Annotated in this window: 7 protein-coding genes; 5 read left to right on the forward strand and 2 right to left on the reverse strand. The window is 70.1% G+C overall.

Features of this window, described 5'->3' with window-relative positions:
- Positions 1-54 precede the first annotated feature (54 nt).
- The gene (locus HPA02_RS08100) at positions 55-2,139 is read left to right on the forward strand and encodes a TonB-dependent siderophore receptor (protein WP_146802663.1); all 2,085 of its coding nucleotides are present in this window, start codon (positions 55-57) and stop codon (positions 2,137-2,139) included.
- Positions 2,140-2,211: 72 nt separating this feature from the next.
- On the opposite strand, the gene HPA02_RS08105 is transcribed toward HPA02_RS08100, so the two are convergent.
- The gene (locus HPA02_RS08105; protein WP_146802665.1) at positions 2,212-4,011 is read right to left on the reverse strand and encodes an ABC transporter ATP-binding protein; all 1,800 of its coding nucleotides are present in this window, start codon (positions 4,009-4,011) and stop codon (positions 2,212-2,214) included.
- Positions 4,012-4,147: 136 nt separating this feature from the next.
- Here HPA02_RS08105 and HPA02_RS08110 point away from each other — a divergent pair, with 136 nt between their 5' ends.
- The 4 genes from HPA02_RS08110 (at position 4,148) to HPA02_RS08125 (ending at position 10,162) form a co-directional block, all read left to right on the forward strand.
- A complete protein-coding gene (locus tag HPA02_RS08110) occupies positions 4,148-4,915 on the forward strand; it encodes an ABC transporter ATP-binding protein (RefSeq protein WP_146802667.1) in 768 nt (255 codons plus the stop codon).
- 3 nt (positions 4,916-4,918) lie between these two features.
- A complete protein-coding gene (locus HPA02_RS08115) occupies positions 4,919-5,797 on the forward strand; it encodes an ABC transporter substrate-binding protein (RefSeq protein ID WP_146802669.1) in 879 nt (292 codons plus the stop codon).
- Positions 5,794-7,794, forward strand: a complete 2,001-nt coding sequence (gene fhuB, locus HPA02_RS08120; RefSeq protein WP_146802671.1) for a Fe(3+)-hydroxamate ABC transporter permease FhuB — start codon at positions 5,794-5,796, stop codon at positions 7,792-7,794. Before HPA02_RS08115 ends, fhuB begins: the two co-directional genes overlap by 4 nt.
- Before the next feature lie 217 nt (positions 7,795-8,011).
- Entirely contained in the window at positions 8,012-10,162 is a 2,151-nt protein-coding gene (locus tag HPA02_RS08125; protein ID WP_146802673.1) for a TonB-dependent siderophore receptor, read from the forward strand.
- A 79-nt stretch (positions 10,163-10,241) separates the two neighbouring features.
- Here HPA02_RS08125 and HPA02_RS08130 read toward each other — a convergent pair whose 3' ends face one another.
- A complete protein-coding gene (locus tag HPA02_RS08130) occupies positions 10,242-10,601 on the reverse strand; it encodes a RidA family protein (protein WP_146802675.1) in 360 nt (119 codons plus the stop codon).
- Positions 10,602-10,872: the final 271 nt, after the last annotated feature.

The raw sequence follows: 10,872 nt of genomic DNA on the forward strand, positions 1-10,872 counted from the left end.
GGCGAAAAAGTGGAACAATTCTCACTTTCAAAGCAACCAGCCCGAGAGTGATCCATGCCCCCTCTGCATCGCCTGACGCTCGCCGTCGCCCTGGCCTCCGCCCCGCTGTCCACGCCGCTGCTTGCCGATGAACCCCAGCAGGCCCTGGAGACCCTGACGGTCACCGCCAGCGCCGCCACCAAGACCGAGACGCCCTTTATCGAGACGCCCCAGGCGGTCTCGCTGGTCGAGCGCGAAGATTGGGAAACCCGTGGCGCCGAGAGCGTCCAGCGCGCCGCCGACTATACCCCCGGCGTCTTCACCAACCAGATCGGCGCCTCCAACCGCTACGACTACCTGGTGCTGCGCGGCTTCGCCGACGGCAGCATCAACAACACCTTCCTCGACGGCCTCAAGGTGATGAGCGACGGCGGCTCCTTCAGCTCCCTGGTGATCGATCCCTGGTTCCTGGAGCGCTTCGAGGTGGTCAAGGGCCCCGCCTCGGTGCTCTATGGCCGCGCCTCCCCCGGCGGCCTGGTGGCCCAGACCAGCCGCCGCCCGGAATTCGAGTCCGGCGGCGAGCTGCGCCTGCGCCTGGGCAACAACGCCCAGCGCGGCGCCGCCTTCGACGTCACCGGCCCGCTGGACGCCGAGCGCCGCCTGGCCTTCCGCCTCACCGGCCTGGCGGATGCCGCCGACACCCAGTTCGGTCCGCTGGAGGAGGAACGCTACGCCTTCGCCCCGCAACTCACCTGGGACATCGGTGATGCCACCAGCCTGGCCCTGCACGCCTACCTGCACCGCGACCCGGAGGGCGGCTCCCACTCCGGCCTGCCCTTCGAGGGCACGGTGGTGGACCGCAACGGCCGGCGCATCTCCAACAATTTCTTCGAGGGCGAGGAGGCCTTCGAGAAATTCGAGCGCGACCAGACCATGGTCGGCTACGAGTTCGAGCATCGCTTCAGCGACGCCCTGAGCGCCCGCCAGCGGCTGCGCTACACGGAAGTCGATGTCGAGCTGGCCCAGGTCTACGCCTTCGGATGGGCCTCGCCCACCGAGCTCAACCGCTACTTCTCCGGCGGCGACGAGTCCCTCGATGCCCTGACCGTGGATAACCAGCTGGAGGCGCGCCTGGCCACCGGCGGCGTGGATCACACCCTACTGCTGGGCCTGGACTACCAACAGCGCGACAACGAGGTGCTCTGGACCTCCGGGGCCTTCCCCGCCATCGACGCCTTCGATCCCCAGTACGGCGCCGGCCCCAGCACCCTGTACCCCGAGACGCGCCAGCATCGCGAGCTGGAGCAGACCGGCCTCTACCTGCAGGATCAGCTGGCCTTCGGCAACTGGCACGCCAACCTCGGCCTGCGCCACGACTGGGTGGATATCAGCAATCGCGACCCGCTGAGCGGCACGGCGAGCGAGCTGGACGACACCCAGGTCAGCGGCCGTGCCGGCCTGCTCTATGCGTTCGACAACGGCCTGGCGCCCTACGCCAGCTACTCCACCTCCTTCAGCCCCAACAGCACCACCGACCAGAACGGCGACCTGCTGGCCCCCACCGAGGGCGAACAGGTCGAGCTGGGACTGAAGTATCAGCCCCCCGGGACGCGTAACCGCTACAGCCTCGCGCTGTTCGATATCACCCAGGAGAACGTCTCCGCCAAGCTGCCCAACGAGACCTTCTATCGCGCCACCGGCGAGATCCAGTCCCGGGGCGTCGAGCTGGAGGCGCATCACCAGTTGACCGAGGCCCTCTCGGTGCAGGCCGCCTACAGCTACACCGACGTCACCCTGGAGCAGACCGGCGACGCCAACGAAGGCAACCACGACAACCAGGTGCCGCGCCACCAGCTGGCGGTCTGGGGCAACTACGCCGTCCAGTCCGGCGCCCTGGCCGGCCTGGATGCGGGGCTCGGCGTGCGCTACCACGCCGATATCCACGCCGACGACGCCAACACCGAGATGGTCCCGGACTACACCCTGGTCGACGCCACCCTGGGCTATAACCTGAGCCGCCTGGGCCTCGACGGCATGAGCGCGCGCCTCAACGTCGGCAACCTGCTGGATGAGGAGTACGTGGCCTCCTGCTACGACCTGAACTTCTGCTACTTCGGCGCCGAGCGCAGCGTTACCGCGACCCTCAACTACCGCTTCTGAGTCGTGCCCAGCACACAAAACGGCGGCCCGAGGGCCGCCGTTATGCGTTTCGTGGGAAGCCACCCGGTGGCGTCAGAACACCGAGAGGGCATCCGCTTCGGCGCTGCCGGTCTGCACCCGCCACTGGGCGGCATAGCGCCCCTCGGCGGCCAGCAGCTCGGCGTGGTTGCCCTGCTCCACCACCCGGCCGGCCTCGATCACGGCGATTCGGTCGGCATGCACGATGGTCGAGAGGCGGTGGGCGATCATGATCACGGTGCGGCCGTGGGCGATCTTGCGCAGGGAGCGCTGGATGGCCGCCTCGGTCTCGTTGTCAACGGCACTGGTGGCCTCGTCCAGCACCAGGATCGGCGGGTCCTTGAGCAGCGCCCGGGCCAGCGACAGGCGCTGGCGCTGGCCGCCGGAGAGGCGCACGCCGCGCTCGCCCACCGGGGTGTCGAGCCCCCGGGGCAGGGTCCGGATAAACTCCCAGGCCTCGGCGACCTTGGCCGCCTCGATGATCTCGTCCTCCGAAGCGTCCGGCCTGCCGTAGGCGATATTGTCGCGGATCGAGCCCTCGAACAGGTAGACGTCCTGGCTGACCAGGCCGATGGCGCCGCGCAGGGAGGCCAGGCTCAGCGCCTCGATGGGCCGGTCGTCGATCAGCACCCGGCCGGCGGCGGGGTCGTAGAAGCGCAGCAGCAGCTTGATCAGGGTCGACTTGCCGGAACCGGTGGCCCCCACCAGGGCCAGGGTGTGCCCCGTCGGCACCGCCAGGTCGATGCCCTCCACGCCCACCTCGCTGTTGGCGTAGCGGAAGCTCACCCCCTCGAAGCGCACCGCGCCGCGTACCGGCGTCGGCAGCGCCGCCTCGCCGCTGTCCTTGACGGTGATCGGCACCGCCAGCAGGTCGAGGATGCGCCGGGTACTGGCCATGGCCCGCTCGAAGAGGTCAATCACCTGGGCCAGGCCGGTCAGCGGCCACAGCAGGCGCTGGGTGAGGAACACCAGCACCCCGTAGGCGCCGACGTTGAGATCGCCGCGCAGGGCCATCATGCCGCCCACGGTAAAGGTGGCCAGGAAGCCGGTGAGAATCGCCATGCGGATCACCGGAATAAAGGCCGAGCTGAGGCGGATGGCGCGGCGGTTGGCCTCCACATAGGCCTCGCTGGCCTGGCGCAGCCGCTCGGCCTCCCGGGCCTCGCTGGTGAAGCTCTTGATGGTGGCGATGCCCGCCAGGTTGTTGCTCAACCGGCTGGCCAGGTCGCCCACCTTCTCGCGCACCTCGGCATAGCGGGGCCCCGCCTTGCGCTGAAAGAAGAAGGCGCCCCAGATGATCAGCGGGATCGGGGTGAAGGCGAGCAGGGCGATCAGCGGCGAGAGCACGAAGAACACCGCGCCCACCGCCACCACGGTGACCCCCACCTGGATCATGGCGTTGGCGCCGCCATCCAGGAAGCGCTCCAGCTGATTGACGTCGTCGTTCATGGTGGCGACGAGCTGCCCCGAGCTCTGCGACTCGAAGTAGGCCATGTCCAGGCGCTGGGCGTGCTCGTAGGCGTCCTGGCGCAGGTCGGCCTGCAGCCGCTGGGCCAGGTTGCGCCAGAGAATCTGGAAGAGGTACTCGAAGAGCGACTCGCCGGCCCAGATCACGAAGGTCAGCACCCCGAGCATCATGATCTGCTCCTGGGGGGTCTCGAAGCCGAGGCGCGCCACGAAACTGCGCTCCTGGTTGACCACCACGTCGATGGCCACCCCGATCAGGATCTCCGGGGCGATATCGAAGAGCTTGTTGATGATGGAACAGGCGGTGGCCGCGATGATGCGACGGCGATAGCCCCGGGCATAGCGCAGCAGGCGCCCCAGGGCATGCAAACTGGAGGTATGGGACATGACGACTTCCTTTCTCGATAGCCCGCCAAGGGTAGAGGATTTCCCCCGGCGACACCACGCCAACATGATTGATAAAGCTTCTTGTTTGACTTAACCTTCGCAACCGATATTGACTCGCCCCGCCGGGAGAATCGCCATGTTCGAGACCCGCGCCGCCACCTTCGCAGTGGACGGCAAGCGCCTGCTCCAGCCCACCGAGCTGTGCCTCGAGGAGGGTAAGGTGCATGGCCTGATCGGCCATAACGGCTCCGGCAAGTCGACCCTGCTCAAGCTGCTGGCCCGCCAGCAGCCGGCGAGCGGCGGCGAGGTATGCCTCGACGGCCGGCCCCTCGCCGCCTGGGGTCAGCGCGAGTTCGCCCGCCGGGTCGCCTACCTGCCCCAGCACCTGCCGACCACCGACAGCCTCACCGGGCGCGAGCTGGTGGCCTTCGGCCGCTACCCCTGGCACGGCCTGCTGGGCCGCCACGGTGCCGAGGACGAGGCCGCCATCGAGCGCGCCCTGGCGCTGACCCATACCGAGCGCTTCGCCGACCGCCTGGTGGACACCCTCTCCGGCGGCGAGCGCCAGCGCCTCTGGCTGGCCATGCTGCTGGCCCAGGGCAGCGGCTTCCTGCTCCTCGACGAACCCCTGGCGGCCCTGGATATCGCCCACCAGGTGGAGGTGCTGGAGCTGATCCGCCGTCTCTGTGGCGAGCTGGGCCTGGGGGTGATCATCGTCCTCCACGACATCAACCTGGCGGCCCGCTACTGCGACCGCCTGGTGGCCCTGCACGGCGGCCGCCTGCTGGCCCAGGGCGAGCCCGGGACACTGATGAACGACGCCACCCTGGAGGCGATCTACGGCCTGCCGCTGCGGGTGGTGCCGCACCCCAGCGGGGCCCACCCCATGGCGGTGGTGCCCTAGGCCATGCTGCGAGTCCGCCACCTGGCGCGCCTGGCCGCCCTAACCCTGCTGCTCGCCACGCCCTTCACCGCCCCCCTCGCCCAAGCGGAAGGCGATGCGCCTCGCCTGGCCAGCCTCGACTGGACCCTGGCCGAGACCCTGGTGGCCCTGGGCCATCCCCCGGTGGCGGTGGGCCAGGTGGCGGCCTACCACGCCTGGGTGGGCGAGCCGGCGCTGCCCGACTCGGTGATCGACCTGGGCCTGCGCAGCCAGCCCAACCTGGAGCGGCTGGCCGCCCTGGCCCCGGAGGGCATCCTGATCTCGCCGATGTTCGCCAACCTGAGGCCGCGCCTCGAGCGCATCGCCCCGGTCAGCGAGCTGGCCCTCTATGCCCCCGGCGAGGCCACCTGGCCGCAGCTGCTGGCCCTGACCCGAGAACTGGCGGCGCGGGTCGAGGACCCCGCCGCCGGCGAGACACTGATCGACGTCAGCGAGGCGCGCCTGGCCGAGCTGCGCGAGGGCCTGCCCGAGGCCAATGAACCGCTGCTGATCGTGCAATTCATGGACGCCCGCCATGTGCGGGTGTTCGGCGCCAATGGCCTCTTCCAGGCGGTGCTGGAGCGCCTGGGCCTGGAGAACGCCTGGACGCGCCCCACCACTGCTTGGGGCTTCAGCCTGGCGAGCCTGGAGGAGCTGGCCACCCTCGAGGCGCGCCTGGTGGTGGTGGAACCCTACCCCCGGGGCGTCGAGGCACGACTCGCCGATAGCGGCCTCTGGAAACACCAGCCCAGCGTTAGCGCCGACCGGGTGATCACCCTGCCACCGGTGTGGAGCTTCGGCGCCCTGCCCTCGGCGGTGCGCTTCGCCGAACTCCTGGTCAGTGCCCTGGAGAGCCAGCCATGACCCCCTCTTCGACCCTCGCTCGTCGCGCCGCGGGAGCACGCCTGGCTCCCTGGCTGGGGCTCGTCCTGCTGGGCCTGCTGATGCTGGGCCTGGCCCTGGTCACCCTCGCCGGGCAAGGCGGGGCCGCCGCGGCCTGGCGGGCGCTGTTCGCGGTCACCCCGGGCGATACCGCCAGCCTGGTGCTGCACTACGCCTGGTGGCCGCGCCTGGCCATGGCACTGCTGGCCGGCGGCGGCCTGGCCCTGGCCGGGGTACTGATGCAGCAGGTGCTGCGCAATCCCCTGGCCGCCCCCACCACCCTGGGCGTGGCCAGCGGCGCCAACCTGGCGCTGATGGCCGCCTCGCTAATGGCCCCGGGCCTGCTGGTGCTGGGCCGGGAATGGGTGGCCCTGGCCGGCGGCGCCCTGGCCATGGGACTGGTCATGGCCCTGGCCTGGCGCCGGCGCCTGGCGCCGCTGGTGGTGGTGCTGGCGGGTCTGGTGGTCAACCTCTACGTCGGCGCCCTGGCCCTGGTGCTGCTGCTCTTCCACCAGGAGGAGCTCAAGGGGCTGCTGATCTGGGGCGCCGGCGCCCTGGCCCAAGACGGCTGGGGCGATGCCGCCTTCCTGGCCCCGCGCCTGGCCCTGGGCCTGCTGGCCGCCCTGGCGCTGCTGCGCCCGCTGCGCCTGCTGGAGCTGGATGACGCCAGCGCCACCAGCCTGGGGGTCTCCCTCAAGCACCTGCGCCTGGCCGCCCTGGGGCTGGCCATCTTCCTCACCGCCAGCGTGATCAGCGTGGTGGGCATCGTCGGTTTCATCGGCCTGGCGGCGCCCAACCTGGTGCGCCTGGCCGGGGTCCGCGGCCTGGCCGCCCGGCTGCTGGCCGCCACCCTGCTCGGCGCCCTGCTACTGGCCACCACCGATTTGCTGCTGCAGGGCGCCGGGCCTTGGCTACCGACCCTGATTCCCACCGGCGCCGCCACCGCCGCCCTCGGCGCGCCCCTGCTGCTGTGGCTGATCCCGCGGCTGCGCCTCGGCGACAACGCCCCACCCACGGCCGCGCCGGGGCTCGGCCCCCGCCATCCCGCCCCGGCGCGGCTGGCCGGCGGGCTCGCCCTGGCGCTGGTCGTTGCCCTGGTGGTCGCCCTGTGCTGGGGCCAGGGTGCCCAGGGCTGGCAGTGGCTGACCCGCTGGGACGTGCTGGAGTGGCGCCTGCCGCGGCTGGCGGCGGCCGCCGCCAGCGGCGTGCTGCTGGCCCTGGCCGGCACCCTGCTGCAGCGGCTGACCGCCAATCCCATGGCCAGCCCCGAGCTGCTGGGCATCAGCGGCGGCAGCGCCATGGCGCTGATGGCGGCGATCTTCCTGCTGCCGGCGCCGGGCAACCTGGCCCTGGTGGCGGCGGGCACCCTGGGGGCCCTGGCCAGCCTGGCGGTGCTGGTGGGCATCAACCGCCGCGGCGGCCTGCGCCCGGAGCGGCTGCTGCTGACCGGGGTGGCCATCACCGCCCTCTTCGATGCGGTACGCGCCATGGTACTGGCCGGCGGCGATCCCCGCGGTCAGTTGATCCTCGCCTGGCTCTCCGGCTCCACCTATTACGTCGATGCGGGCAGCGCCCTGGCGGTATCGTTCCTGGCCCTGCTCCTCGGCCTGGCGACCCTGCCCTTCGCCCGCTGGCTGGACATCCTGCCGCTGGGTGCGGCCAGCAGCCAGGCCCTGGGCATCCGCCTCAACCGGGCGCGGCTGTCGCTGCTGCTGCTGGTGGCCCTGCTCACCGCCTGCGCCACCCTGGTGGTGGGGCCGCTCTCCTTCGTCGGCCTGCTGGCCCCGCACCTGGCGCGCTTGCTGGGCTTCGCCCGGGCCCGCGGCCAACTCGTCGGCGCCGCCCTGCTGGGCGCCCTGCTGATGGTGTTGGCCGACTGGCTGGGTCGCCAGCTGCTGTTCCCCGACGAGATCCCCGCCGGCATCGTCGCCTCGCTGATCGGCGGCAGCTACTTTATCTGGCGGCTGCGCCGGCTCTAGCGCCCCTCTTCTGTCCCATCGCTTGGAATCGGGCGCCGTGCCCTCGCCTGGCCCGGCACCCGATTCAGTGACGCCTCTCCAGTGACATCGAAATTCGTCTCAAGTTCGGTTGTTAATAAAAATAACAAACATTATCATCTGCATCGTCGCCGAGCCCTCCCGTCTCGTCGACGCATCCCATGCAAGAACATGCAGAAACCGCCAACAAGAGACACCCATGACTCCCCGCACTCCCGCTTTCGCTCCGCATCCCCTGCGCCTGGCGCTGCGCCGGGCCCTGGGCCTTGCCCTGCTCCTGCCGGCCGGCCCGCTGCTCGCCGAGGAAGCCAATATCACCCTGGACGCCGTCACCGTGGAGGCCGAGGCGATCGCCGTGGTCACCGAGGGCAGCGAGCGCTATCAGGCCCCCGCCACCGATACGGCCCTGGGCCTCTCCCTGACGCCCCGGGAGACGCCCCAGTCGGTGTCGGTGGTGACCCGGGCGCAGATCGACGACTTCAACCTGGACAGCGTCAACGACGTCCTGGAGAGCACCCCCGGCATCGGCGTGGAGCGGGTCGAGACCGACCGCACCTACTACACCGCCCGCGGCTTCGATATCACCAACTTCCAGGTCGACGGCCAGGGCATGCCCTTCGTCTACGACAACGTCCAGGGCGACCTGGATACCTATATCTATGACCGGGTCGAGGTGCTGCGCGGCGCCAACGGCCTGCTCAGCGGCACCGGCAACCCGGCGGCCACGATCAACTTCGTACGCAAGCGGCCCACCGCCACGCCCCAGGCCAGCCTGGGTACCACCCTGGGCCGTTGGGACCAGCGCCGCCTGGAGGTCGACCTGGCCGGCCCCCTGGACGCGGCGGGTCGCGTACGCGGCCGCTTCGTCGCCGCCGGCGAGGAGAAGGACTCCTACCTGGACCGCATGCAGCGCAGCCGCCGCGTGCTCTACGGGGTCATCGAGGCGGACCTCGGCGACACCACCCAACTGACCGCGGGCCATAGCTGGCAGCGCAACGACACCGACAGCCCCCTATGGGGCGCCCTGCCGCTCTACTACAGCGACGGCAGCCCCACCGACTATGACGTCTCCACCAGCACCTCCGCCGACTGGGCCTACTGGAACAATCGCGATCAGCACAGCTTTATCGAGCTGAGCCAGGCGTTCGCCGGCGGCTGGGAGGGGCGCGCCACCCTGACCCATATCCAGCGGGAGTCCGATTCCAAGCTCTTCTATATCTACGGCACCCCGGATCGCGACACCGGCAGCGGCCTGTTCGCCTACCCCAGCCGCTATGACCTGGAGAACGAGCAGTGGATCGCCGATCTCTCCGCCCGGGGGCGCTTCGAGCTGGGGGGACGCGAGCACGAGGCGGTGCTGGGCGCCCAGTGGTCGCGCTCCCACCTGCAGGACGTCTCCCACTACGGCCAAGGCATCGGCGACCCGCTGCCGCCGCTGGAGGAGTGGCAGGGCAACTACCCCGAGCCCGCCTTCGATGCCGGCGTGGCGGGCAGCGACTGGGTCGACCGGGAGACCGCCCTCTACGGCGCCCTGCGCCTGAGCGCCAGCGACCGCCTGATGCTGCTGGGCGGCCTGCGCCTGGCCGACTTCGAGGGCGAGGGCGAGAATTACGGCGATGACAAGACCACCTCCCACCGCGGCATCCTGACCCCCTATGCCGGGGCGGTCTATGACCTCAACGACGCGCTCTCCCTCTACGCCAGCTATACGCGTATCTTCCGGCCCCAGACCGAAGTGGACCGCAACCGCGATCGCCTCGACCCGGTGGAAGGCGATGCCCTGGAGGCGGGCCTCAAGGCGGAGCTCTTCGATGGCCGCCTGGACGCCTCCCTGGCGCTCTTCCAGATCGAGCAGAGCAACCTGGCCGAGGCCGCCGGCACCATCCCCGGCAGCGCCGATACCTTCTATCGCGGCGTCGATGGCCTGACCAGCCGCGGCGTGGAGGCGACCCTGGCCGGGGAGCTCGCCCCCGGCTGGCAGGCCAGCCTCGGCTATACCGTGCTGTCCATCGAGGACGCCGACGGCGAGGCCGCCCGCACCCATGCGCCGAGGCACATGCTGCGCGCCATGAGCCGCTACCGCCTGCCCTTCCTGGAGCAGGCCAGCGTCGGCGCCCGGCTGCGCTGGCAGGGGGATATCCACCGCGAGCAGGGCAACGGCGTGATCACCCGCCAGGAGGACTACGCCCTGGTCGACCTGATGGCCCGCTATGACTTCAACGAGCGCCTCAGCGCCACCCTGAACCTCAACAACGTCACCGACGAGAAGTACCTGACCAGCCTCTACTGGGCCCAGGGCTTCTACGGCGCCCCGCGCCACGCCATGTTGAGCCTCGACTGGCGCTACTGAGCAGCGCCCATAAACGCCAAGGGCCCGCCGAATGGCGGGCCCTTGGCGTTTCTTACGGCAGGCGCGAAAGCGGCGAGCCTTAGCCCTTCACCACCGCGGTGACGCTGATCTCCACCTTCAGCTCGTCGGAGGGCATGGGGGCGACGAGGCAGGCGCGCGCCGGGGCGTGACCCTCGGGCACCCAGGCGTCCCAGACCGCGTTCATGGCGGCGACGTCGGCGCCGTCCTTGAGGTAGATGGTGGCGGCGAGCAGGTGCTCGCGATCGGAGCCGATCTCGGCCAGCAGCGCATCGACCCGGGCCAGCATGCTCTCGGTCTGGGCGGTGATATCGCCCTGGCGGGCCTCGGGGCCGGCCACCTGGCCGCACAGATAGGCGACGCCATTATGGATGACGGCGCGGCTCATACGGGTCTTGGTGTCGTGACGCTGGATGCTCATGGCTACCTCGCTGGAACGGGAGAAAAAGAGACCAAAATGATAACGCACAATGGCCAGTAATCACGGCAAATCGAACTGTTTTTCAAGCCTTTGCCAGCACTCTCAAATGCATTTCTCCTAACTTACAGCCTTTTCAACCATGAAAGACCGGCATGCCCCGCGTCGCCGGACCGACGCGGCCCGACCGGCTTATGGACAGGCTCACCACACCGGGTAGCGCGGTCGAGCTTAGGCTTTGCACGAAAAGTCGGCGAGCGATGGCCAGACAAGG

This window comes from Bisbaumannia pacifica (assembly GCF_007989625.1).
Classification (GTDB): Bacteria; Pseudomonadota; Gammaproteobacteria; order Pseudomonadales; family Halomonadaceae; genus Bisbaumannia; species Bisbaumannia pacifica.